Origin of the sequence: Burkholderia cenocepacia, from assembly GCF_014211915.1 — a bacterium.
Lineage (GTDB): Bacteria > Pseudomonadota > Gammaproteobacteria > Burkholderiales > Burkholderiaceae > Burkholderia > Burkholderia orbicola.
Genome location: NZ_CP060040.1, coordinates 724171 through 749114 on the forward strand (window position 1 = coordinate 724171; position 24944 = coordinate 749114).

At 67.1% G+C, this 24944-nt stretch carries 22 protein-coding genes and 1 pseudogene; 11 read left to right on the plus strand and 12 right to left on the minus strand.

What is annotated here, in order from left to right; genetic code table 11:
- Positions 1-8 precede the first annotated feature (8 nt).
- On the minus strand, positions 9-1154 hold the full coding sequence (locus tag SY91_RS19720; protein WP_023477556.1) for a glycerophosphodiester phosphodiesterase: 1146 nt from the start codon (positions 1152-1154) through the stop codon (positions 9-11).
- 382 nt (positions 1155-1536) lie between these two features.
- Between SY91_RS19720 and SY91_RS19725 the strand changes: the two genes are divergently transcribed.
- Positions 1537-2604: a squalene/phytoene synthase family protein gene (locus tag SY91_RS19725; protein WP_023477555.1), complete on the plus strand. Its 1068-nt coding sequence runs from the start codon at positions 1537-1539 to the stop codon at positions 2602-2604.
- A 479-nt stretch (positions 2605-3083) separates the two neighbouring features.
- Positions 3084-4304: a porin gene (locus tag SY91_RS19730; protein WP_011547814.1), complete on the plus strand. Its 1221-nt coding sequence runs from the start codon at positions 3084-3086 to the stop codon at positions 4302-4304.
- Between the two features lie 103 nt (positions 4305-4407).
- On the opposite strand, the gene SY91_RS19735 is transcribed toward SY91_RS19730, so the two are convergent.
- From SY91_RS19735 to SY91_RS19745, 3 genes are all read right to left on the minus strand, one after another.
- Entirely contained in the window at positions 4408-4827 is a 420-nt protein-coding gene (locus SY91_RS19735) for a cupin domain-containing protein (RefSeq protein WP_006479144.1), read from the minus strand.
- Between the two features lie 10 nt (positions 4828-4837).
- On the minus strand, positions 4838-5275 hold the full coding sequence (locus SY91_RS19740; protein ID WP_006479143.1) for a carboxymuconolactone decarboxylase family protein: 438 nt from the start codon (positions 5273-5275) through the stop codon (positions 4838-4840).
- A 96-nt stretch (positions 5276-5371) separates the two neighbouring features.
- On the minus strand, positions 5372-6856 hold the full coding sequence (locus SY91_RS19745; protein WP_023477553.1) for a PLP-dependent aminotransferase family protein: 1485 nt from the start codon (positions 6854-6856) through the stop codon (positions 5372-5374).
- A gap of 165 nt (positions 6857-7021) precedes the next feature.
- Here SY91_RS19745 and SY91_RS19750 point away from each other — a divergent pair, with 165 nt between their 5' ends.
- Positions 7022-7939: a LysR family transcriptional regulator gene (locus SY91_RS19750; RefSeq protein WP_023477552.1), complete on the plus strand. Its 918-nt coding sequence runs from the start codon at positions 7022-7024 to the stop codon at positions 7937-7939.
- Positions 7940-8075: 136 nt separating this feature from the next.
- On the plus strand, positions 8076-8825 hold the full coding sequence (locus SY91_RS19755) for an SDR family oxidoreductase (protein ID WP_023477551.1): 750 nt from the start codon (positions 8076-8078) through the stop codon (positions 8823-8825).
- Positions 8826-8887: 62 nt separating this feature from the next.
- Here SY91_RS19755 and SY91_RS19760 read toward each other — a convergent pair whose 3' ends face one another.
- Positions 8888-10525, minus strand: a complete 1638-nt coding sequence (locus SY91_RS19760) for a glycoside hydrolase family 32 protein (protein ID WP_023477550.1) — start codon at positions 10523-10525, stop codon at positions 8888-8890.
- A 175-nt stretch (positions 10526-10700) separates the two neighbouring features.
- Entirely contained in the window at positions 10701-12284 is a 1584-nt protein-coding gene (locus SY91_RS19765) for a glycoside hydrolase family 68 protein (RefSeq protein WP_023477549.1), read from the minus strand.
- A 187-nt stretch (positions 12285-12471) separates the two neighbouring features.
- Between SY91_RS19765 and SY91_RS19770 the strand changes: the two genes are divergently transcribed.
- The 5 genes from SY91_RS19770 (at position 12472) to SY91_RS19790 (ending at position 17580) form a co-directional block, all read left to right on the plus strand.
- Positions 12472-13500 carry a substrate-binding domain-containing protein gene (locus tag SY91_RS19770; protein WP_043888499.1) on the plus strand — a complete coding sequence of 343 codons (1029 nt, stop codon included), beginning with the start codon at positions 12472-12474 and terminating at the stop codon, positions 13498-13500.
- Between the two features lie 339 nt (positions 13501-13839).
- Entirely contained in the window at positions 13840-14526 is a 687-nt protein-coding gene (locus SY91_RS19775) for a type 1 glutamine amidotransferase domain-containing protein (RefSeq protein ID WP_023477546.1), read from the plus strand.
- Positions 14527-14667: 141 nt separating this feature from the next.
- On the plus strand, positions 14668-15777 hold the full coding sequence (locus SY91_RS19780; protein ID WP_023477545.1) for an NADH:flavin oxidoreductase/NADH oxidase: 1110 nt from the start codon (positions 14668-14670) through the stop codon (positions 15775-15777).
- 136 nt (positions 15778-15913) lie between these two features.
- A complete protein-coding gene (locus tag SY91_RS19785; protein WP_006479134.1) occupies positions 15914-16984 on the plus strand; it encodes an AI-2E family transporter in 1071 nt (356 codons plus the stop codon).
- A 221-nt stretch (positions 16985-17205) separates the two neighbouring features.
- Positions 17206-17580 (plus strand): hypothetical protein, encoded by a 375-nt coding sequence (locus SY91_RS19790; RefSeq protein WP_034174823.1) that lies wholly within the window; start codon positions 17206-17208, stop codon positions 17578-17580.
- A 39-nt stretch (positions 17581-17619) separates the two neighbouring features.
- On the opposite strand, the gene SY91_RS19795 is transcribed toward SY91_RS19790, so the two are convergent.
- The 3 genes from SY91_RS19795 to SY91_RS19805 all read right to left on the minus strand — a co-directional run bounded on the left by SY91_RS19795 (position 17620) and on the right by SY91_RS19805 (position 20041).
- Positions 17620-18414 carry an SDR family NAD(P)-dependent oxidoreductase gene (locus SY91_RS19795; protein ID WP_012338247.1) on the minus strand — a complete coding sequence of 265 codons (795 nt, stop codon included), beginning with the start codon at positions 18412-18414 and terminating at the stop codon, positions 17620-17622.
- A 397-nt stretch (positions 18415-18811) separates the two neighbouring features.
- Positions 18812-19366: an inclusion body family protein gene (locus SY91_RS19800; RefSeq protein ID WP_023477542.1), complete on the minus strand. Its 555-nt coding sequence runs from the start codon at positions 19364-19366 to the stop codon at positions 18812-18814.
- 120 nt (positions 19367-19486) lie between these two features.
- A complete protein-coding gene (locus SY91_RS19805) occupies positions 19487-20041 on the minus strand; it encodes an AidA/PixA family protein (RefSeq protein WP_043888498.1) in 555 nt (184 codons plus the stop codon).
- A 354-nt stretch (positions 20042-20395) separates the two neighbouring features.
- On the opposite strand from SY91_RS19805, the pseudogene SY91_RS19810 reads away from it, so the two are divergent.
- A pseudogene (locus SY91_RS19810) lies at positions 20396-20952 on the plus strand (inclusion body family protein).
- A 253-nt stretch (positions 20953-21205) separates the two neighbouring features.
- Positions 21206-22051 carry an AraC family transcriptional regulator gene (locus SY91_RS19815; protein WP_006479129.1) on the plus strand — a complete coding sequence of 282 codons (846 nt, stop codon included), beginning with the start codon at positions 21206-21208 and terminating at the stop codon, positions 22049-22051.
- 18 nt (positions 22052-22069) lie between these two features.
- On the opposite strand, the gene SY91_RS19820 is transcribed toward SY91_RS19815, so the two are convergent.
- From SY91_RS19820 to SY91_RS19830, 3 genes are all read right to left on the minus strand, one after another.
- On the minus strand, positions 22070-22657 hold the full coding sequence (locus SY91_RS19820; protein WP_006479128.1) for a LysE family translocator: 588 nt from the start codon (positions 22655-22657) through the stop codon (positions 22070-22072).
- Between the two features lie 98 nt (positions 22658-22755).
- Positions 22756-24222, minus strand: coding sequence for a heavy metal sensor histidine kinase (locus SY91_RS19825; RefSeq protein ID WP_023477540.1), 1467 nt, complete (start codon positions 24220-24222; stop codon positions 22756-22758).
- The gene (locus tag SY91_RS19830) at positions 24219-24914 is read right to left on the minus strand and encodes a heavy metal response regulator transcription factor (RefSeq protein WP_023477539.1); all 696 of its coding nucleotides are present in this window, start codon (positions 24912-24914) and stop codon (positions 24219-24221) included. The genes SY91_RS19825 and SY91_RS19830 overlap by 4 nt, the downstream gene beginning before the upstream one ends.
- Positions 24915-24944: the final 30 nt, after the last annotated feature.

Genomic DNA, 24944 nt, shown 5'->3' on the forward strand with positions numbered 1-24944 from the left:
GCTTCGTATCAGCGCTTGAACGTATCGACGGCCGTGCGGCCGACGGCCGGATCGTCGGTGAAGAAGCCGTCGATCCCCGCGCGCAGGTACGCCTGGATCTCGCGCACCGAGCCGGCCGTGTTGCGCGTGGCCGGCGTGCCGCCGTCCTTCAGCGACGCAGGCAGGAAGTTGTTCTCCGGACGGAACGTGTACGGATGCACGACGAGACCGGCCTCGTGCGCGTAGCGCACGTACGGCGTCGGCTGCTGCAGCGTGCCGTCCGCGGCGACCGCGATGATCGACGTCTTGTACGGCCCGACGCCGTTCGCATAGGTCGCGATCTCGCGCATGCCGTCGCGCGTGGACAGGTCGCCGTAGGTGCGCGTGTCGTTCGCCTTCACGAAGTCGTACGGGCGCTGCTGCGCTTCGTCCATCAACTGCACGAGCTTCCAGTTCGGCTGGCTCGACTTGATCCGGTTGCGGATCGCCTTCAGGTTCGCGATTTCGAACGACTGGATGTAGACGGTCGCCGTGCGCGACGTGTACGCATCCTTCAGCAGCGCGTCGACGAGGCGATCCTCGAGCGGCAGGCCGATCGACTGGAAGTAGGTTGGATGCTTGGTTTCCGGGTACAGGTGGATCGTGCGGCCGGTCTGCGCGGACATCTGCTTCGCGAGCGCGACGATCTCGTCGAACGTCGGAATCTCGAACTGGTCGTTGTACGCGGTATTGGCCGGGCGCACCTGCGGGATGCGCTCGCGCGCCCGCAGCGTCTTCAGCTCGGCGAGCGTGAAATCCTCGGTGAACCAGCCCGTCAACTGCGCGCCGTCGATCGTCTTGGTCGCCTTGCGGCTCGCGAACTGCGGCAGCGCGGACACGTTCGTCGTGCCCGAGATCTCGTTTTCGTGGCGCGCGACCAGCACGCCGTCGCGGGTCGACACGAGGTCGGGCTCGATCACGTCCGCGCCGTCCTCGATCGCCTTGCGGTACGACGCCAGCGTGTGTTCGGGGCGCAGCGCGCTCGCGCCGCGATGGCCGACCACCTGGACCTTCGCGGAAATCGGCTGCGTGGGATCGCGCGTCAGATCGTCGTCGCCGCCGCACGCGGCGAGCAGGCACGCGGCGGCACAGGCGAACGGGACGTAGCGCAGGGAGGTCGGGCGCTTGAGGAGCATGTTGATGAACCTTCGAAACGGAGTCGGAAAGGAGTCGGAAAAGGGCGCTCGCGCCGGCGGCCCGGCGGGGAGCCCGGGCTGAACGGAGTCGAACGGTGCGCGATCGTCGCATCGAATAATTACATATGTATTACTTCTGCCTTTCCGTTTTGTTTTGAAGGCGCGACGTGCAGGGCAGCGCGAGTGACGGCGGGCTGCTGCGCACCACATTCCGGCCGTCGCAACGAGTTCGTGCGCCGGATGCACTAAACTTGCGGGAATTTTGCATCGCCGCAGCGGGGCCGACGCCCGCCTGGCGCGACGATGCGGCGACTCGCGGGCCGGCGCGGGCGCCCGGCGCCCGTGTGCGTCGGGGCCCGCGCCGGCCGATTTTTCCCGACCCATGACGACCCATACCGATCCCGCCTATCTGCTCGGCGAGCTGCTGAAGAACGTTTCCCGCTCCTTCTACCTGACGCTGCGCGTGCTGCCCGACGGCATGCGCGACCCGGTCGGCCTCGCGTATCTGCTCGCGCGCGCGGCCGACACGATCGCCGACACGGCGCTCGTCGCGCCCGATCGCCGCGCGGCGCTGCTGACCGACCTGCGCGACGACATCGAACGGCTCGGCGACGGCGCGGCGCTGTCGCGTTCGCTCGAGGACGTGACGCGGATGCAGACCGATTCGCACGAACACCTGCTGCTCGGTTCGATGGCGCCGATGCTCGCGCTGCTGCGCGCGCAGCCGGAGGCCGATCGCGCGTCGATCCGCAAGGTCGTCGCGACGCTCACCGCGGGGATGGAGTTCGACCTGCGCACGTTTCCGCACGAGCAGTCGGGGCAGGTCGCATCGCTGCCCACGCGCGACATGCTCGACCGCTACACGTACCTGGTCGCCGGCTGCGTCGGCGAATTCTGGACCGACATGACGGGCGCGCACACGCGCGCCGCGCGCGGCTGGGATCTGCCGCACATGCGCGAGAAGGGAATCCGTTTCGGCAAGGCGCTGCAGATGACCAACATCCTGCGCGACTGCGCGAAGGACCTGCGCATCGGCCGCTGCTACCTGCCCGACGACGTGCTGGGCGCACACGGGCTCGTGGTGGCCGACCTGATGCAGCCGGAAGCATCGGAACGTGCGCGCGGCGTGCTGGTCGACCTGCTGCGCGTCGCACTCGACCAGTATCGCGACGCCTGCCTGTATACGCTCGCGATTCCGCGTCGTTTCGTGCGGCTGCGGCTCGCCTGCCTGTGGCCGATCATGATCGGCCTCGAAACGCTCGAACTGCTGGCCGGCCACGCGGCGTGGCTCGACCCGGCGAAGCCGGCCAAGGTGCCGAGAAAGCGCGTCTACCGGATCATGGCGGCGTCGCTCGCGCTGGTCGGCTCGAACACGGCGGTCCGTTCGCGTCTGACCGCGCTCGCCGATGCGGTGACCGCGCAGCTCGCGCGCCCCGCCACGCAGCACTGAAGACCGCCGGCGCGGCAGGCGCCGGCATCGCCTCCGGCCCGCGTCCGTCGGGCCGTTCCCGTCCGGCCTCCGGCACGCCGGCTAAAAACGTTTTCATGATTTCGTGTCTCGAAATGTGGGTGTCACGAACGTGGGCGATCCTGCGCGGCGGCGTGAATCGCGGCGTCAGCTTCGATCGCGCATTTGTAAGACCTTTTTGTGCCGAAGGCGTCTGACGACATTGGACGGTCGTGGTGCACCCGTAAAAATGTAAAGCTAGGGTTTTCACCGGCAAATGCCGGAAACGCCCGCCGCACAAGCTTTTCGGGCTGTCATGTAACCGTTTGGTGAACCTGCGCGTTGCGTCGATCATACGATGACCGACTGCACATGTTGGGAAACAATTGGTAATCCGTCAGAATCGCGTCGGCATGTACTCGCACATGTGTCGGTCATAAAACCACACCAGAAAAGAAACATTCTTTGAGGACGGAGAATCAATGAAAAAGCGCGTCGCTTTCGCCATGACGGCAGTCGGTCTCGCAGCCGCTACCGCCGCCCACGCCCAGAGCAGCGTGACCCTGTACGGTATCGTCGACAACGGTATCGCTTGGCAGAACAACTCGTCGGCAGTCGGCGCAACCTCGGGTGGTCACTCGAAGGTGCAGATGTCCACCGGCGTGTGGGCAGGCAGCCGCTTCGGCCTGAAGGGCAGCGAAGATCTCGGCGGCGGCACGAAGGCGATTTTCCAGTTGGAAGCCGGCGTCAACACGGCTAATGGCTCGTCGCAGTGGACCAACGGCATCTTCACGCGTCAGGCATGGGTTGGCCTGACCAACGCCACGTACGGTACGCTGACGGCCGGCCGCCAGTACACCGCGTACTACACGCTGCTGTCGCCGTACAGCCCGACGACCTGGCTGACCGGTTACTACGGCGCGCACCCGGGCGATATCGATTCGCTGGATACCAGCTACCGCGCGAACAACTCGCTCGTCTACATGTCGCCGAAGTTCTACGGCTTCACGGTCGGCGGTTCGTACTCGTTCGGCGGCGTCGCAGGCGCGACGAACCGCGGCTCGACGTGGAGCGCGGCGATCCAGTACCTGAACGGCCCGGCAGGCATCGCGGTCGGCTATCAGAAGGTCAACAACTCGACGCTCGGCGGCGGCGTGTGGGGCGCGAACTCGACGGTCCAGAACGGCCTGACGGCAGCGGGCGACGGCAACCAGCCGGCAGTCTCGTCGATCAACAACGGCTACGCGACCGCGCAATCGCAGCAGCGTATCGCCGTGACGGCGGGCTACCAGTTCACGCCGGCATGGGATATTTCGGCGTCGTACTCGAACGTCCAGTACACGCCGGGCACGGGTTCGTTCTTCCGGAACAAGGCAATCTTCAACACGGCTGGCGCCGTGCTGCACTGGAAGGCAGCTGCTCAGTGGGACTTCGCGGCAGGCTACTCGTACACGGCCGCAACGCAGTCGAACGGCATCACGAGCTCGGCCAAGTACCACCAGGTCACGCTGTCGCAGTACTACAGCCTGTCGAAGCGCACGGGCCTGTACGCGGTTGAGGCTTACCAGCACGCAAGCGGCAACACGCTGAACGGCCGCGGCAACGCAATCATCTCGGCGACCACGTCGATCGGTGACGGCGTGGGCGCAGGTTCGAAGCAGAACCAGATCGGCGTCGGCGTCGGCATGATCCACCGCTTCTAAATGTCGCGCGGCGCGCGAGCGCCGCTCACGGCATGCGGTATGAAAACCGGCCTTCGGGCCGGTTTTTTCGTTTACGTCGCGAGCCGATGCACGATCCGTCGGATCACTGATCGATCGGCGACTTCAGCGGCTGATGCTCGCCCGTCAGCCCGAACACCACGAGCTGCGCGGGCTCGGTCGCGCTCGCGTTGCGCGACACCTGATGGCGCGAGCCAGGCGGCTCGTACCAGCCTTCGCCGGCGCGATAGCGGCGCAGCGGGCCGCCGTTCACCTGCGACAGCACTTCGCCTTTCGACACGACGGCGAACACCGAGCCGAGGTGCTTGTGCGCTTCGGACGCCTGACCGGGCGCATAGTCGACCGTCGCGACGACCACCAGTTTGCCGGGCGCCTCGGGCACGGCTTGCTGCATGATCGCGTGCACGCTGTCGGCGGCGTCGTGCGCATGGGCGGCGGCCGGCAGCGCCGCGGCCAGCACGAGCCCGGCGTACAGCGCGACGCGATGGAGCGGAGAGCGGATCATCGTCGGCTCCTCACTCGGGCATCTTGCGGAACGCGATCGCGAAGCGGTTCCACGAGTTGATCGTCGCGATCAGCATCGACAGGTCGAACAGCTCCTCGTCGGTGAAATGCGGCTTCACGGCTTCCCAGACGGCGTCGGGCACGTGGTTGCTGGCCACCAGCGTCAGCGCCTCGGTCCATTCCAGCGCCGCGCGTTCGCGCTCGGTGAAGAACGGCGTTTCGCGCCACGTGACGACGGTCGCGAGACGGCGGTCGGTTTCGCCGCCCTTGCGCGCGTCGGTCGTGTGCATGTCGACGCAGAACGCGCAGCCGTTGATCTGCGACGCGCGCAGGCGGACGAGTTCGGCGAGCGGCTTCTCGATCGAGCTCTTCGCGAGGAATTCCTCGGCGTTGCGCATCACCTTGATCGCATTCGGGCTGGCGGCATAGAAGTTCAGGCGCGGTTGCATGGCAGGTCCTTTTCGGTTGGGTAGCGCCGGGGTGGCGCGACAGGACCTACTTTACGAGTCGCACTGGCCTGCTTGAATAGCCAATTTCATGGAAATTCAGGTAACCAGCGGCGACCCACCCACCGTGCCGGCATCCAGCAATCCCGCCACCTTCGCGAGCGCCGTGTCGATGCGCAGCGCGTCGATCCCGCCATAGCCGAACAGCAGCCCCGGGCGCACCGGCACGCCCACGTGGAACGCGGAGATCCCGTACAGGCCGATGTCTTGCGCCCGTGCGGCGCGGACCAGCGCCGCTTCGTCGAGCCCCGGCTTCAGGTGCGCGGCGAGATGAATGCCGGCGGTCGGCACGATCGCATCGAACCACGGCGCGAGTGCGCCGCGCAGGTGCGCGACCAGCATCTTGCGGCGCGCGTCGTAGTGCTTCTGCACGCGTTTCAGGTGCCGCGCGAAATCGCCTTCGTGCATGAAGCGCGCGAGCGCCGCCTGCGTCAGCGTGCAGGTGTGCCAGTCGACGATCTGCTTCGCCTTGGCCAGCGCGCCGCGCAGCGCGCGCGGCGGAATCGCGTCGCCGATCCGCAGTTCGGGAAAGATCGTCTTCGAGAACGTGCCGACGTACGCGACGAGGCCCGTGCGGTCGAGGCTCTTCAGCGATTCGACCGGCCGGCCCTCGAAGCGGAATTCGCCGTCGTAATCGTCCTCGATGATCACCGCGCGGCGGCGCTGCGCCCATTCGAGCAGCGCGACGCGGCGCTCGAGCGTCATCGGCATGCCGAGCGGGAACTGATGCGACGGCGTCACGTAGACGAGCCGCGCGTCGTCCGGCAGCCGTTCCGTGACGAGTCCCTGGGCATCGACCGGCACGCCGATCACCGTCGCGCCGAGCGACGCGAACGCGGCGCGCGCGGGCGGATAGCCGGGGTCCTCGACCGCGACGACGTCGCCCGGCCGCACGACGACGCGCGCGAGCAGGTCGAGCGCCTGCTGCGCGCCTTGCGTGACGAGCACGTCGTCCCAGCTGCAGGCGACCGCGCGGCTGAATCCCGCGTAGCGCGCGATCGCGCCGCGCAATTGCGGATCGCCGGCCGGATCGTGGTACTGGCCGGGGCCGCGCGCCTGCTGGCGCAGCGCGTGATGCAGGCAGCGCCGCCATGCGTCGAACGGGAACAGCGTCTTGTCGGTCACGCCGCCGCGAAAGTCGAAGCCGGGCGAATCCTGCGGCGCGGGCATCGCGAGCGCGTCGGGCAGGTCGTTCCACAGCGCGCGCGCATCGACCGCATCGATGCGCGGCCGCTCGTCGACGATCGACGGCGCCGATGTCACCGCGGCGTGCGGCACGCGCGCGAGGCCGTCGGCGACGAACGTGCCGTCGCCGATGCGCGTAGTCAGGTAGCCCTCGGCCACCAGGCGCTCGAATGCGTCGAGCGTCGTCTTGCGCGACACGCCGAGTTGTTTCGCGAGATCGCGCGTCGACGGCAGCCGCGCACCGCCTTCGAGACGCCCGTCGACGATCGCGGTGCGCAGTTGCCGGAAGATTTGCCCCGTCAGGTCGTGACGGCCTTCGATGCGGATCGCGATGTCCATCGCAGTGGTTACCTCGATTCGTGTGATTTCACCTCGATCAGCATACCGGAACTCGACCGCGCCGGCGGCGGTTCCGGGCTCGCACCCGCACCGGCCCTCGCGCGATTGGACCGCCGTGCGCTGCTGCCTTACGATCCACCACAAACCTCACCGCGGAGCAACCTCATGCTGTCCGAAGACGAACTGGCGCTGCTCGACGCGATCCGCGCCACCGGCAGCCTGTCGCGTGCCGCCGCGCGGCTCGGCAAGGCGCCGTCGACGGTGTCGCATGCGGCGCGCCAGCTCGAAACGCGGTTCGACGCGCTGCTGTTCGACCGGCGCGGCTACCGGCTGCAGCTCACGCCGGCCGGACAATTGCTGACCGACGAGGCGGCGCGGCTGGCGCTCGACGTCGCCCGGCTGACGCAGCGCGTGCGGCAGGTCGCGAGCGGCTGGGAGGACCGGCTGTGGATCGTCAGCGACGAGGTGCTGGAGTTCGATACGCTCCTGCCGGTCGTCCGCGCGTTCGATGCGCTCGATTCCGGCGTGTCGCTGCGTTTCACGCACGAGGTGCTTGGTGGAACCTGGGAAGCGTTGCGCGACGGCCGCGCGGATCTGGTCGTCGGCGCGACCAACGAGCCGCCGGCGATGCCGGGCCTCAAATGGTTCGAACTCGGCGCGATGGAGTGGGTGTTCGCGGTGTCGCCGCGCCATCCGCTGGCGGCCGCGAGCGGGGTGCTGACGCGCGACGCGATCGGTGCGCACCGCTCGGTCGTCGTCGCCGATTCGTCACGGCGGGCAGCCGGCCGCGCGTATGGCCTGCTCGGCGGGCAGGCGGTGCTCGCGGTGCCGTCGATGCGCGCGAAGATCCTTGCGCAGCGCGATGCGCTCGGCGTCGGCTGGGTGCCGCGCCGGCGCGTCGCGTCGCTGCTCGCGCGCGGCGAACTGGTCGAGAAGCAGACGGCCGATCCGCGCGAGCCGAATCTGCTGTACGTCGCGTGGCACGGCGATCGTGACGGCCGCGCGCTGCAATGGTGGCTGGAGCAACTGCGCGAGCCGCGGCTCGCGCGGCGGCTGCTCGACGGGATCGATGTGATCGGGTGAGCGTGATCGGCTGAGCGCGCTCGCTCAAACATGTTCGACGTTTTCGAACAGGTCCGTCGTGCCCGTCGCACGGCAAGGCCGCGCGACGCGCGCATCCTGTGTTCACGGTCAACTCACCGGTTCACAGGAGAACATCATGCAACGCTTCGAAGGAAAGACGGTCCTCGTCACGGGCGGCAACAGCGGCATCGGCCTGGCGGCCGCCAAGGGGTTCGCGGCCGAAGGCGCGCGAGTCATCATCACCGGGCGCGACGCCGAAACGCTGGAAGCCGCCCGTCAAACGCTCGGCGAAGGCGCGCTGGCGATTCGCAACGAAGCCGGCAGCGTCGTGTCGGCTCGCGCGCTGGCCGACGCGCTTGCCGCCGCCGGCGTGCGGCTCGACGCCGTATTCGTCAACGCGGGCGTCGCGAAACTCGCACCGTTCGCCGACAGCGACGAAGCGATGTGGGATCTCGTGTTCAACACCAATGTGAAGGGCGCGTATTTCCAGATCCAGTCGCTCGTGCCGCTGCTGAATCGCGGCGCATCGATCGTGATCAACGGCTCGATCAACGCGCATATCGGGATGCCCGGCTCGTCGGTGTACGCGGCGAGCAAGGCGGCCGTCAATTCGTTCGCGAAGACGCTGTCGACGGAACTGCTGCCGCATGGCGTGCGCGTGAACGTGGTGAGCCCGGGGCCCGTGCAGACGCCGCTGTACGGCAAGCTCGGGCTCGACGCGGCGACGCTCGACGCGACGGCCGACAAGATCAAGGGCCTCGTGCCGATCGGCCGGTTCGGCACGCCGGACGAAATCGCGTCGACGGTGCTGCACCTGAGCGCGCCGGAATCCGCGTTCATCGTCGGCGCGGAAATCATCGCGTCGGGCGGGATGGGGTTGCTCTAAAGGGGCGACGCGTGCGGGGCCCGTAACCGGCGATGCGGGGCGACCGGCCCCGTCACCTGCACCTATCGTGACGCACAGGCGCCGCGCGTGTCGTCGCCGGTTTTCAACTGCGTCACCGTCAACCCCGCGAACGTCGCGCGGCCTTGCTCGGCGAACACGGCCACGCGATCCGCGTCGAGCGGCGGAAAGATCAGGTCCGTCAGCGCGACGCGGCCGCCGTTCGCGAATACTTCGACCGAGCCGCGATCGACGACGATTTCGAGCCGCAGTTGCCCGTGTTCGAGCGGCAGATCGACGATGTGTTCGCGGCTGAACGTGCCGGCGAAATTCGCTTCGCCGGATTGCGCACGGTCGAGCGTCAGCGTGCGCTTCGCCGTGTCGTACACGATCCGGGTGCCGATCGAGCCGTCGGCCGAGCGCCGGACGATCAGGCCCGCGCGCGCGGCACGCTGCGGCGAGATCGTCACCGTGATGCGCTGGACGACGCCGCGCGTCGCGGCCGACAGCGCGCGGGTAGCGGAGTCGACCGTCAGGTCGCCTTCATGCACGGCGGGCCGGCCGTCGGCCCATGCGTCGAAGGCGGCGGCCGGCGCGACGATGAGGGTCGGCTCGCCGTCGATCGTCTTCAGCGACAGTTCGCGCGGCAGCGTGGTCGCGCCGCGCCATGGGGTGGTCGGCACCTTGGCCGCGTAATCCCAGTTGCTCATCCATGCGATCGCGACCGGCCGGGCGCCGGGTGCGCCGGAGAACGTGCCGGCCGCGTAAAAATCGGCGCCGTGATCGACCCAGCGGAATTGCGCGGGGTCCGAACCGGCGGGCGCGACGCGGTCGGGCACGAACGTGCGGCCGTCGAAGTTGCCGACGAAGTACATCGCGCCGGAACCGCCGGCGATCGACCACGGATTCACGTTGACGATCATCACCCACTTGATGCGGCGGGGATCGCCGTCGAGCGGCAACGGTACGAGATCCGGCATTTCCCACAGCGCGCCCGCATGCGGCACGTCAGGCAGCGTGAAGTCGCTCAGGAACGACCAGTGGATCAGGTCGTCGGAACGATAGAGCTTCACGACGTGCGCGTCGGCAACGACCGTCGTCATCAACCAGTAGCCGCCCGCCGCATACCACGACACTTTCGGGTCACGAAATTCCTTCGATTCCGGATCGAGCGTCAGCACCGGGTTGTGCGCATACGGCTGCCAGGTCGTGCCCTGATCGAGGCTGTACGCGAGCGATTGCGCCTGGATGCCGGGCGCGTGACCCGAGCCGGGCTTGTAGACGCTCGTATAAAGCGCGACGAGCGGCGTGTGGCCCGGCGTGCCGAGGCCGGACGTGTTCAGGGTGTCGGCGACGATCGAGCCGGAGAAGATTTCCTCGGTGGCGTTCGCGCGCATCGCGACCGGCTGCTCGCGCCAGTGGACGAGGTCGGTGCTGGTCGCGTGCCCCCACGACATGTTGCCCCAGTCGTTGCCGAGCGGGTTGTACTGATAGAACAGGTGATAGCGGCCGTTCGCGTAGACGAGCCCGTTCGGATCGTTCATCCAGTTGCGTTGCGGCGTGTAGTGGAGGGCGGGCCGCCATTGCGGCGTGCCGTTGTCGGGCGGCGCGTGGCACGGCGCGGCGACGGCCTGCGTGCAGGCCAGGCAGGCGAACAGCAGCCGGACGAGCCGGACGAAAAAGCGGAAAGACGTCGAATTCATGCGGGACCAGGCGCTTCGTCGGGCGAAGCGGGAAAGGGCGCAGGCCGTTTGCAACGACGGCCTGCGCAACGGTCAAAGGAAAAGTCGAAAGAAAAAGAGGAGGCGCATACGCGACACGCGCGATACGCACCTCCTGAACCTCGTGCCTTTATCGACGATGGTTATTTTGGGTTGCCTAGTTGCCCTGGCCGTTGCCGTCGTTGTGGCCGGCCCCCGTCGCCGGCAGGTTCGCCGGGATGTCGCCGTAGCCGCCGAGGCCGCCGCGTCCATACGTGCGGTCGACCGCCGTCGACGTGCCGTTGATGTTCACCTTCACCGTGGGCGCGAGCGTGCCGCCGCGGCGCGGGCCGATCGCATCGATGAACGACTCGACGAGCCCGCCCGGCATCACGTAGTGCGAATACGACTGGAATTCGCGCGGGTTCTGGTTCGGGTCCTGCGAGTACGGCGCGCCGGCCGGTGCGGAGAAGTCGGTCGGGTTGCCGAGCACGAGGCCGCTGCCGCCGTTCAGCGGCAGGAAGTCGCTGCGGATGCCGTTGCCGACGAAGCCGTACACGCCATCCGGGCCGTCGACGCCGGCCGCCATCGTCGTGCGGTGGCTGATCGTGAACAGGTAGTACTTGCCGTCCTTCAGGTAGATCTGCGGGCGCTCGGTCTGGTCGTCGACGCAGTTCGCCGACAGGATCGGCGGCAGGAACTTCCACGCGGTCAGTTGCGGGTTCGTCGCGACCGCCAGGCCGACGTTGGCCTTTTGATACACTGCGCCCGAATTCATCACCGCGTTGAGATCTTCGCGGTTCGGATCGTTCGGCGCGTAGCCGAGATCGGCCTCGGTGCAGGTGCGCGCGCCGCGCGGGCCGCCGGTGTTGCCTTCGAACACCATGTAGGTCTTGCCCGGATGCGCGGGGTCGGTGAACACGAACGGATCGCGGAACGAGAAGTAGGTGTTCTGCTGGCCGGTCTGGTAGTAGTTGCCGTCCGGCTGCAGCAGCGCCTTGTGATCGTCGAAGCCGGTGAACCACACGTGCTTGTCGTCGGCGTGGATGTTGCCGTCGGCGCGCGTGATGATCGCCTGCGGCGGCGTGATGTCGGCGCCGCCGGGCGCCGAGCGGTTGAACGACGTCGCGGTGTAGTAGAGGCTGACGTTGCTGCCGTTCGTGAGGCGCGCGGAGCCCGACCATTCGGCGTTGTTGGTCATCGGCGCGGTGCCGAACACCCGGGCGCTCGCGCCGTCGGGGAACAGGTGGCCGCCCCAGGTCCAGCCGCCGTTCGCGGGGCGCTGCGACGCGGGGATGCCGGCCCGGCGATAGAAGAAGCCGATGCGGGCGTGGACGTGACGGTCGTCGAACGTGTAGCCCGCGTGCGGATCGGCGGTGAGCGAGAAGATCACCTCCCAGCCCTTGTAGCTGAGCTGGTTCGCGCGCAGGTCGGCCAGCGGCCATGTGTCCCACACCCACACGTTCGAGTTGATCAGCGGGAAATCCTGCGGGATGTCCGGCATCGTCAGCGCTTGCGGCAGCGAGTTCTTGTCGGCGCCGGCGGTGTGCGACTGCGCGACGATCTGGCGGATGTCCGCCCGCGTCCAGCGCATCGTGAAGTTGCCTTCGGGATCGTAGGCTTGCTGGGTATGGGGCGTGGGCACGGGCGCGCCCGTGCCGCCGGACTGCGCGTGCGCGACGGACGCGAAGGCGGCGAGTGCGCCGCCAGCGAGAAGCAAACGTTTGGCCGCGACCGGACGGAAAAGGGGAAAGTATGTCATCTCGTCGTTGTTTCCTGGAAAGGTGAAAGTGAACGGCTGAGTGGGCATCGATGTCCAAACCGGTTTGGATGCTATTTCAAACCGGTTTGGAACGCAAAAGATATTTATTTGACGGTAATCGTTACCAATTGGAAATAATTACCCGGTCGGCGCGTCCCGGGCTTCGGGCAGCCGGCCGGATCGACGCATGCGAGGAGTGACGGTGAAGGTGAATCTGAAGGCGCTGTCGGAAGCGCTCGGCCTGTCGCGGACGACGGTCAGCCGCGCGTTGAACGGTTACGACGACGTGAGCGAGGCGACGCGCGAGCGCGTGGCGAAGGCCGCGCGGGAAATGGGCTACGTGGCCGATCCGACCGCGCGCCGGCTCGCGACCGGGCGGGCCGACATGATCGGGATCATCTATCCGTTCGGCGCCGGCGATCTCGGCGATCCGCGGTTCGGCGAGGTCGTGGCGGGCATCACCGAGCGGCTCGCCGAGCGCAATCTCGATTTCATCATCGCGTCCGCGCGACCGAACGCGGAACTGGACACCTATCGGCGGATCGTCGACGGCAAGCTCGTCGACGGGTTGATCGTCGCGCGCACGCGGGTCGACGATCCGCGGATCGCGTACCTGCAAGCGAGCGCGTTTCCGTATGTCGCGTACGGTCGCACGCAGGCCGCCGGCCCGTACGCGTGGTTCGACTTCGACAACGAGGCGGGCGCGCGCGACGCGGTGCGCCGGCTGATCGGCTTCGGGCATCGGCGCATCGCGATGATCAGCGCGCCGCTGGCGCTGAATTTCGCTGCGCAGCGGCGTGCCGGTTATCTGTCGGCCTTGCGCGAAGCCGGTATCGACGCCGATCCGGCGCTGCTCGTCGAGAGCCCGTTCACGCACGACGGCGGGCAGCAGGCGGTGCGGGCGTTGCTCGCGCTCGCCGAGCCGCCGACCGCGCTGCTGGTCGACAACAACATCGCGGGCAGCGGCGCGTTTCGCGCGCTGGTCGACAGCGGGCTGCGCCTGGGGGCGGACCTGTCGCTGATCGTCTATGACGGCGTGCCGCCCGATATCGCGCACCCGTATCGCGTCACGGCGGTCGTGCAGCCGACCGGCCACGCGTCGGGGCGTGCGCTCGCGGAACTGATGCTGCGGCTGCTGGACGACGGCGTGTGCAATCAACGGCTCGAAGCGCCGGCCATCGAGGCGGGCGACACGGACGGTCCGTTGCGCGGGTAGCCCGCACACCGGCGACGAGGCGACGGCGGCCGTTGCCGAACGGCGCCTCCCGTCGCAAAGGCCATGACGATGGCAGGGGCGAATACGCGTTCTTCTAGACGACCGGTCTAATCCGAGGCTATCATCCGTCCTTGTGAATGCGGCGACGCCTCAGGCAGATTCAAGCAGCGAGATGTCGTCGTTTTATTTCGGCCGCTTCTAGACGACTGGTCTAATAGGCATATATCGCATGCGAGTGAATGAATCGCACGTTGCCGCGCGCCGGTGGACTAACCGACAGGCGTGCCGCGTCGACGTGCGGCCCCGTTCCCCCGTTCATTTTCGAAGGAGTGTCCGATCATGAAGATCCTGGTTGTCCTGACCTCGCACGACACGCTCGGCGACACCGGCAAGAAAACCGGCTTCTGGCTCGAGGAACTGGCCGCGCCGTACTACACGTTCAAGGATGCGGGCATCGAACTGACGCTCGCGTCGCCGAAGGGCGGCCAGCCGCCGCTCGATCCGAAAAGCAGCGACCCGACGGCCCAGACCGACGCGACGCGCCGGTTCGACGCCGATGCCGCGGCCAAGGCCGAACTCGCGTCGACGCGCAAGCTCGCCGATGTGCCGGCGGACGACTACGACGCGGTGTTCTACCCGGGCGGCCATGGCCCGCTGTGGGATCTCGCCGAGGATCTGCATTCGATTGGCCTGATCGAGCGCGCGCTCGCGGCCGGCAAGCCGGTCGCGGCGGTCTGCCATGCGCCGGGTGTGCTGCGCCACGTGAAGAACCCGCAGACCGGCGAATCGGTCGTGCGCGGCAAGCGCGCGACGGGGTTCACCAACAGCGAGGAGGCGGCCGTCGAGCTGACCGAAGTCGTGCCGTTCCTCGTCGAGGACATGCTGAAGACCAACGGCGCGGAATTCGAGCGCAGCGCAGACTGGGCGCCGCATGTCGTCACCGACGGGCTGCTGATCACCGGGCAGAACCCCGCGTCGTCGGCGCCCGCGGCCGAGGCGCTGCTCGCGAAGCTCGGCCACCGCTGAAAGCATGGCGCCGGCCGGGCCGGCGCCGCGTCCTTGCCGTCGCCGGGCGCAGCCGGCCCGCCGATGGCCTGCATCGTTGCGTCGTGCGCACCGCATGACGCATTTCCAGCCGTTTTGCAGAACCAAGCAAAGGAGTCGTGGATGTCTGCCCTGTTCGAACCGTTCAAACTCAAGGATGTCACGCTGCGCAACCGCATCGCGGTGCCGCCGATGTGCCAGTACGTCGCCGAAGACGGCGTCGTCAACGACTGGCATCACGTGCATCTGGCCGGCATCGCACGCGGCGGCGCGGGCCTCGTGATCGCCGAGGCGACGGCCGTGTCGCCGGAAGGCCGCATCACGCCGGGCTGCGCCGGGTTGTGGAACGACGCGCAGGCCGAGGCGTTCGCGCCGTCGGTCGCGGCGATCAAGGCGGCCGGCGCGGTGCCCGGCATCCAGCTCGCGCACGCGGGCCGCAAGGCGAGCGCGAATCGCCCGTGGGAAGGCGACGACCATATCGCCGACGGCGATCCGCGCGGCTGGCAGACCATCGCGCCGTCGGCCGTGCCGTTCGGCGCGCACCTGCCGAAGGTGCCGCGTGAAATGACGCACGACGACATCGCCCGCGTGCAGGCCGACTTCGTCGCATCGGCGCAGCGTGCGCGCGACCTCGGCTTCGAATGGCTGGAGCTGCACTTCGCGCACGGCTATCTCGGCCAGAGCTTCTTCTCGGTGCATTCGAACCAGCGCACCGACGAGTACGGCGGTTCGGCCGACAACCGCGGCCGCTTCCTCGTCGACACGCTCGCGGCCGTCCGCAAGGTCTGGCCCGAACATCTGCCGCTGACCGCGCGCCTCGGCGTGATCGAATACGATGGCCGCGACGAAGAGACGCTCGCCGAGTCGATCGCGCTCACGCAGCGGATGAAGCGGGAAGGGCTCGACATGCTGAGCGTATCGGTCGGCTTCTCGACGCCGACCGCGCAGATTCCGTGGGGCCCGGCATTCCTCGCGCCGATCGCCGAGCGCGTGCGCCGCGAGGCCGGGCTGCCGGTATCGTCCGCGTGGGGAATCGACACGCCGCAACTGGCGAATCGCGTGGTCGAGCAAGCGCAGCTCGATCTCGTGATGGTCGGCCGCGCGCACCTGGCCGATCCGCACTGGCCGTATTACGCGGCCAGACAGCTCGGCGTCGAGCGTCCGTCCTGGACGCTGCCCGCGCCGTACGCGCACTGGCTCGAGCGCTACCGGGTCGCCGACAAGGTGGCGTAAGCGGGGCGTGTCGATGCAGCGCCGCGGCGGTGCGCGCATCCCGCGTGCCGCCGATCCGGCGCCGATGGATAGAATGGCGGTTCGTCCAGGCCTCTTGCCTGGGCGAACCGCCTTTTTTCATTTCGACAGAGGTGCCATGGGCGCACATGTCCCGTCGTCTCACGATTCCGCCGCGCGGCCGCGCGTCCAGCAGATCGCCCGCGTCGCGTTGTATGCGGCGCTGCTGTTGCTCGCGCTGTGGGTGATCCGCGACTTCATTCCCGCCATCGCCTGGGCCTGCGTGATCGCCATCGCGATGTGGCCGCTGCTGAAACGCTTCGAATCGCACCGGCTGTTCCGCAATCGGCCGACGCTGATCGCGACCGTCATCACGACGTCGATTTCGCTGCTCGTCGTGCTTCCGGTGGCGGTCGCGACGACCCAGGCGTTCGCGCAGGCGCACGACCTGCGCGAATGGCTGCACACGATCCAGGACAACGGCATTCCGCTGCCGGACGTGGTCAGCCGGTTGCCGTACGGCGCGGCGCAGATCACCGAATGGTGGCAGGCCAATCTCGGCCATCCGCTGCATGCGGCCACCGCGATGCACGGCGTCAACGGCGAGAAATTCATTGCGTTCGGCCGGCAATTCGGCACGAAGCTCGCGCACGTGCTGCTCGAATTCGGTTTCATGCTCGTCACACTGTTCGTGATCCTGCGTGCCGGCCACAAGCTGTCGGGTGCGTTGCTGCAGGGCGCGCGGCGCGCGTTCGGGCGCAACGGCGCGGAACTGATCGAGCGGATGGTCGCGGCCGTGTACGGCACGGTGACGGGGCTCGTCGTCGTCGGGCTCGGCGAGGGCGCGCTGCTCGGCGTCGCCTACGCGCTCGCGGGCGTTCCACATGCGGCGCTGCTCGGCCTCGTCACGGCGGTCGCCGCGATGCTGCCGTTCTGCGCGCCGGTCGTGTTCTGCGGCGCGGCGCTCTGGCTGTTCGTGCAGGGGGCGACCATGTGGGCCGTCGTGGTCGCGGCGCTCGGGTTCATCGTCGTGTTCGTCGCCGAGCATTTCGTGCGGCCGGTGCTGATCGGCGGTTCGACACGGCTGCCGTTCCTGCTCGTGCTGTTCGGCATCCTCGGCGGCGCCGAGACGTTCGGCCTGATCGGGCTGTTCGTCGGCCCGGCGCTGATGACGGTGCTCACGATGCTGTGGGCCGAATGGATCGCTTGAGCGCGCATGCCGCTGCACCGGTTCGACGTCGCGGTGCAATGGCGCGCAGGGCCGCGCACGCGAAGGCCGGCTGCAACGATCGCTGACGATTCGGCTGGCGCGAAGGCGCGCAAACGCAGGGATTCGGATGAAGATCTCTACATTTCTTTTCGATCCGGACCCAAAGGTCGAGTAGCATGGGGCTTTCGATCACGCCGGTAGGCGCAGCAGATTTCCCGAGCATGCGATTGATTCCGATGGCCCGTCCCGCAGCGACGCTGTCCCTGGCCGCCAGCTGCCTGATGTTGCACGGCTGTGCGTGGTTCGACTCGTGGCTGCCGTTCTCGTATTCGCGCACGCCGCTTGCACGGGCCGCGTCGCGGCACGGCGCGACGCGCGCCGACGTCGTCCGCGCCGCCGGCAACCCGCGCAGCGTCTGGATGGTCCGCAACGGCAGCGGCGTCTGCTACAACTACTTCATCGAGCACGGCAACGATCATCGTGCTTTCTTCGTCGTGTTCGACAAGGCCGGCGTCGTCACGCAGCACGGCTTCGATTCGTGCATGGACGCCGACCGCAAGGGCACGCTCCAGCAGGGCAAGAGCGCGTCGCGATAGGGCGGGGGCCACGCGCCGCGCGAGCGCGTCATACTGCCGTCACGCTATCGTGTCGACCACACCGCCGTCGACGCGCAACGCCGCGCCGGTCGTGGCCGATGCCTGCGGCGAGCACACGTACACGACCAGGTTCGCGACTTCTTCCGTCGTCGCCGGCCGCTGGATGATCGAGCTCGCGCGCTCGCTGCGCACGAATTCCACTGCAATGTCGTCGATGCTGCGGCCCGTTTCGTCGGCCTGCGCCTTCAGCATTTCGCGCACGCCTTCCGACATCGTCGGCCCCGGCAACACCGAATTGACGGTCACGCGGGTGCCGGCCGCGAGCTTCGCGAGGCCGCGCGCGATCGACAACTGCGCGGTTTTCGTGAACCCGTAATGAATCATGTCGACGGGGATGTTCAGACCCGATTCCGACGAAATGAACACGATGCGCCCTGCATTGCGTTCGATCATCCCTTTCAGGTAATGCCGTGCGAGCCGCACGCCGGACATCACGTTGATCTGGAAATAATGTTCCCATTCGGCGTCGTCGATGTCGAAGAACGCCTTCAGGCCGTAGATGCCCGCGTTGTTGACGAGAATGTCGGCATTCGGCGTGTGCTGCGTGACGCGCGCGACGCCGGCCGCGTCGGACAGGTCGGCGGCGACGCCGTCGAAGCTTGCGCCGGGCACGGTATCGCGCAGTTTCTCGAGCGCGGATTGCACCGACGGGTCGCTGCGGCCGTTGACGACGACGTGCGCACCGGCGCGCGCGAGCCCTTCGGCGATCGCGAGCCCGATGCCCGCGGTGGAAGCGGTGACGACCGCGGTCTTGCCTTTCAGATCGATCTGCATGAGCGTGACGGGGAAGAGTGAACGAGGGCCGCCGCGCGTGCCGCGGCGGACGGAATTCAAAGCTTAGGCAAATTCCGCTCAATAGGCCATGTCGCGCGCGCGTCGGCGGCGGTCACGCGGAAATACCGGGAGGCGAAGTGAAGTGCTGCCGGGTATGGCGGACGCGCGAGATTCCTGTCGGTTCGGGGCATCCGGGCGCGAAATTGGTATCCCGCGCGTGCTTCACCCGCGGGATACCGAACCGATGACTATTCGCCGGCTGCGACGGCAACCCGTCGATATCCGGCCCGCCAGGATCGGTGCTTCGGCCGATCCTGGCGGATATCGTGCATGCCGCTGGCCGTCTCGCGACCCACGCTCGCAGAACGGGCGAACCGTCAACGATGAAACGCGAAGATCACGAACACGTGACGAACCAGTCCCACCAGTAGTATCCCAACAACTCCTGGGTACTTCGTTCCAGCGTATAGAGCCCGAAGCAGGCGCCGAGCGTTTCGATCCCGCTCTCTCTCGCCTTGGCGCCGATGCTGACGAACGTGTGCGGCTGCGTCAGCGGTGGCAGGCCGTCGCGCGTTTCGGGGTTCAGTTGCACGGCATTCACGTCGAGGAAGTCCTGCGAAAACGGATTGAAAACTTGCTGGCCGAACAGGTGCGAAACCTGATAAATCAGCACCGCGTCTTCCGCGTTTTCATAGAGAGAGACTGCCCTGAGCGAAACCGTGTCGCCGGGATACAGCGTCAGAACGGGGTCCGCCGGGCCATTTCCGATCGACGCGCCGCGCGCGCCGGTGTAAAGCAGGCGCACGGCGCGATGATCGACGGCGATCGGTAACTCGGGCTGCTTGCTCGGATGCGGGTACCTCAGCTTGATATATTCCGTGTCGATGACGGCGAGGATGTCGATTTGCTGCGAGGTCGTGTCGCGAGTGAGGCTTCCAGGATCGGCTGTCATACGGGTGCTCCATTTTGGTTTATCGCGGAAAAGGTGCGGCACCCTGTGGGGCGCCGCGTAAAACCTGTCGGCTTGAATCGCTCCCGTGCGGCTTCGGAGCGAGTGGTTGGGGCGCTCGCCTCAAGCCGCGGACGCTTGCCAGACCCAGAAGAAGTAGCCGAACAAGGATTTCCTGTTTTGGCTCCGCGTATAAAGCGCAAAACTCGTCCCGAGGTTCTCGACTCCGAAGGATTTTGCTACGGCGTCGAACCGTTGAAAGACTTGGGATTGCGCCGAGAGTGCGATGAGGTCGGGCGTCTCGGCCGCACTGGGTGCGGCAGCCTGTTCGATGGTATGCGCGGCGAATTGACTGAAGACCTCCGCGCCCGAGTAGTGCCGGACGTTGTAAATCAACGCAGAGTCGTCCGAATTGTCGGACAGCGATGTGCTCATCAGCGATACCTTGTCGCCAACCTGCAATTTCAAGCCCAGGCTACCGGTGCCTTCCGAGCTGCTCACGCCGGGCAAGCGGCTGTTGAGCATGAACACGGCGTTGCTGCTGATCGCCGTCGGGCGGTTCGCGTTCTGGCTCGGATTGGGACAGGTTGTCTTTAAATAATGCGCGTCGATAACCGCAAGGATATGAATGAATTGAGCGGTTTGTTCCAGATCGATGCTATTAAGGTCGACTTTCATTTAAGTGCCTCCATGACAGACTAATTGCCCGTTCGGTGCGCGTGGCGCATCGGCGATGCGCTTCGTCAGTATTAGCTATTTATATTCGTTTTAGTACCTGTCAGGTTTGATGGGGGATTTATTTTGGTGAGAATTGATTTTTCAGGTCGGGAGGGGGCGTGTAATCGACTGTAATTGATTTTTATGGATTTTCCGGGTCTGAATTACAGGTTGTTGTATGCGAGGTCAAGTGCTCGTCACCGCGTAATCGGTTGTAATTGATTTTGGTGAGCGAATGAATTGATATTGTCCTTGACGCGCTAATGACGTGTCGTCGGACTCAAATTCATAACGCTTAGTGAATGGAGATTAACCATGGCTTCCGAAATCACGCTTGCATCAAGCGCGCAGGACATCAACATCATCGCGGTGATCGATACGGAATGGGTCAAGAAGACGTATCCGAACCCGAGCCAGAATCAGGCCGCGCCGACCGGCATCGCCCACAATGGCCAGTTCCTGATCTGCACCGGTGCGCGTGGCGTCAAGGGGCAGGGCACGGCCGACCTGGAAATCACCGCATACCCGGGTGACCGCGTCCAGTTCACCGGCGTGTCGATCTACGACAACTCCGACGATGCCGTGATCATCTACAACATCCCCGCTATCAAGGCGACGAGGTATTCAACCCGTTCGTCTGCAACACGGTCGTCCGCAATGGCGCGGTGGAACCCAACCCGGATTCGGGGACCCGCAACGGCCTCCCGCCGCTGAAGAAGCAACTCACGTTCGCGACCTTCGACTCGTCGGTCCGGCGAAGCGGGACGGAATATTTCGGCGTTTGCTTCGCGCTTTACAAGCTCGTCGGCGGGCAGAACCAGGAACTGTTCGGCTACTACTGGTGGGACCCGAAGATCATCGTTCCGGCCTGACCCGCTGCTGTCGGCTTCAGCGCCCGAGCACGCGGAAACGCGTGTGCAAGCAGAGGTGCAGGGCGGGCGCTGTTTCAGCGTAAGCGCGCCATCCTCCGCACCTCGTGCGGGAAGTCGGCGGCGCAGGGTGGTGCCCACGATCATGTCCGTGGGCACCACCGTTCTGCGTAGCGGCGAAGCAGCGCGATCCGGTTGCGCGGCGCTACACAGTCTTGTACGGTGAGCGTTCCTCGTTCGAACCGGAGCCCGCCGCGTGAGCCGTACCGCCAACCGATCCGCCGTACCGTCGCCGTTCTGGCGCGATACCGCGCTGCCGTTCATCGAGGCGCGCACCGTCGACGACGGGCGCGCGATCTGCTACGCGAAGCACACGCACGACACGTTTTCGGTGGGCGCGATCGTCGGCGGCACGAGCACGTACGTGAACGGCGCGACGAACGCGCACGTCGGGCGCGGCGTGCTGGTGATCATCGACCCGGAGCAGGTGCACGCATGCAATCCGTACGGCCCCGATGCATGGGCGTACCGGATGGTCTATGTCGACGTGCCGTGGCTCGCGCGGCTGCAACATTCGTTGGGCGGCGATCCGAACCGCGATTTTCACGGGTTTTCGCCGAAGTTGACCGAGCGCGGCGATCTGTTCGCGCGATTTGGCGGCTTCTACCGCACGCTCGTGTCGCCCGGCATCGATGCGCTCGGCAAGGAGAGTGCGGCGGTCGAATTCTTCACGGCGTTGCACGGCGCGCTCGACCGCGAACTGCCCGACCCGCGGCCGGGCGACGACAACGCGAAGCTCGCGCGCGCGGCCGACTACATCGCCGCCCATTGCCGCGAGGCCGTCACGCTCGATGCGATCTGCGCGGCGGCCGACCTGTCGCCGTCGTACCTGATCCGCGCATTCAATGCGCGTTACGGGATGACGCCGCATGCATTCCTGATCGATCGGCGCGTGCAGTACGGCCGCACCGAATTGCGGCGTGGCAGGCCGATCGCCGAAGTCGCGCTCGACGCCGGCTTTGCGGACCAGGCACACTTCCAGCGCGCGTTCCGGCGGATCGCGGCCGCGACGCCCGGCCAGTACCGCAGCGCGATGCGCTGAACGCCATGGGCACGACGGCTACACGTCGAGCAGAAACAGCGCGCTGCCCGCGAGCAGCAGCGCCATCAGCCGGTTGAACACGCGCATGCGCCGCGCGTTCGCGAGCCGGTGTCGCAGCGACGCGCCCGCATAGCCCCAGCATGCGATCGACGCGAAGCAGATCACCAGATACAGCGCGGCGAACTGCCAGACCTGCGCGCGATCGCCATCGGCCGCATACGCGCCCATCGCGGCCACGCACGCAAGCCACGCCTTCGGATTGAGCCACTGCATCGCCGCGCCGGACGCCGCCGACGGGCCGGCCACGTCGGGATCGGCCGACAGCCGGCCGTCGTCGAGCGCGAGCCGCAGCGCCATATACAGCAGGAACGCGATCCCCGACCACTGCGTGGCCGTCGTCAGCACGGGCCAGTGCGCGAGCGCCGCGTGCAGGCCCAGGCCGATCAGCAGGAACAGCGCGACGAAGCCGAGCGTCGCGCCCGCCGCGTAGCGCAGGCTCGCGCCGAGGCCGTGGCGGGCGCCCGCGCTGAGCGCGACGATGTTGACGGGACCGGGGGTGATCGACGAGGCGAGCGCGAACGCGGCCATCGAAACCAGCATGCTCATCAGGTGTCTCCATGCGACATGTCGAAAGTCGCATCGAGACTACGGGCGCGGCGTCGGCCCGTATTGAAGAAAACTGCCCTCGGCGGGCGCGGCCGCCGTCAGTGCAACGCGCGCGGCACGTGCGTCGGGCGAGCGCCGTGCGAATCGGCCGATTCGGCCGGCCCGGCGGCGTCGGCCGGACGCAGCGGCCCGCCCGGGGACGGCTGCGTCGACACCGAGAAGCCGAACGTATTGACGCCGCCCGAGCACGCGACGAACACGCCGCCGCCGTGCATCTCGGCCACGGCCTTGACGATCGACAGTCCGAGCCCGTGGTTTTCCTTGCTGTTCGCGCGCGCTTCCTCGAGCCGGTAGAAGCGCTCGAACACGTGCGAGCGCTGCACCGGGTCGATCGGCTCGCCGGGGTTCGACACGGCCATCTCGACGAGCGTGTCGCGGCGCGTGATCGTCACGTTCAGCGTCGCGCCGGGCGCCGAATGCTGGATCGCGTTGATCAGCAGGTTCGTCATCGCGCGGCGGAACAGCGACGGATCGACGGCCGCGCGCGCGTCGCCGTGCAGTTCGGCACGCAACTGCGCCTCGTCGAGCGGAATTTCGAGGAAGTCGAGCATGCGCCGCACCTCGTCGGCGAGCGACACGTCCTTCAGGTCGCTCGCGCGCTCGCCGCGGTCGCTGCGCGACAGGAACAGCATGTCGTTGATGATCACGCGTAGCCGCTCGAATTCCTCGAGGTTGGACTGCAGCGTCTGGCGCATCCGGTCGACCGAGCGGTCGCGGCTCGTCAGCGCGACCTGGGTCTGGCCGATCAGGATGCTGATCGGCGTGCGCAGCTCGTGCGCGACGTCCGCGTTGAACGCTTCGAGCCGCGCGTAGGTTTGCTGGATGCGTTCGAGCGCGCCGTTGAACGACGTGGCGAGATCGCGCAGCTCGGTCGGCAGCGCGTCGGTGTGCAGCCGCTGGCGGCGGTTCGTCGCGCTCACGCTCGCCGCGTCCTGCGACAGCCGGTCGAGCGGCGCGAGCCCGAAGCGCGCGACCGCGCGGCTCAACAGCAGCGTGATGACGGTGGCCGTCGCGATCAACGCGGCCAGCGTCCATGCGAAACGACGCAGCATCCGCTGCGTGCGCTCGCACGACGACGCGACGATCAGCTTCACGTCCGGGCGCTCGCCGCTGCCCGCGATCGCGACGGTCTTCGTCATCACGTCGTAGCTGCTGTTGTTGAGCGCGTACTGCTGGAACGCGCCGAACGGTTGGCCGACGGGCACGCCGTCGACCGAATGGCCGAAGCGGAAATCGGCGTCGGGGCTGTCGATCTGATAGCGCGTCGACCCGTCCGGCGGTTCGAGGTCGGCGAGCTTTTCCTGCATCAGGCGGCCGCGTGCGGCCGTGGTCGCGTGCGACACGATCATCGCGGCGACCTTGGCGCGGGTGTCGATCGTCGCGCGCAGCTCGGCGAGCAACTGGCGCTCCATCATCACGAATAGCCCGCAGCCGACCAGCGTGAACACGAGCAGCGACACGATGCCGAACATCGCCGAGAGCCGCAGGATGATCGAGCGTTTCATGCGTGTTTCTCCACGTCGCCGTCCTCGCGCGCCTCGAGCACGTAGCCCATCCCGCGGATCGTATGCAGCAGCTTGTCCGCGAACGGGCCGTCGAGTTTCGCGCGCAGGCGCTTGATCGCCGTCTCGACGACGTTCGCGTTGCTGTCGAAGTTCACGTCCCACACGAGTTCGGCGATGGTCGTCTTCGACAGCACCTCGCCGCTGCGCCGCGCGAGCACGCCGAGCAGCTGGAATTCCTGCGCGGTCAGGTCGAGCCGCGCGCCGTCGCGGCTCGCGCGGCGGCCGATCAGGTCGACGCGCAGGTCGCCGATCGAGATCAGCGTCGATTCCTGCACGCGGGCGCGGCGCGTCAGCGCACGCAGCCGTTCGATCAGTTCGAGGAACGAGAACGGCTTGGTCAGGTAGTCGTCGGCGCCGCCGCGCAAGCCCCGCACGCGGTCGTCGACGCGATCGCGCGCGGTCAGCATGATGACGGGCGTCTGCTTCTGCGCGCGCAATGCACGCAGCACGCCGAAGCCGTCGAGCTTCGGCAGCATCACGTCGAGCACGACCACGTCGTAGTCGAATTCGACGGCTTTCCACGCGCCGTCCTCGCCATCGAGCGCGGTGTCGACGACCCAGCCTTCCTCGGTCAGGCCGCTCTTCAGGTATTCGACGACTTTCGGTTCGTCCTCGACGATCAGTACTTTCATGTTCGTTGTCCGCGTAACCGGGTTAAGGGC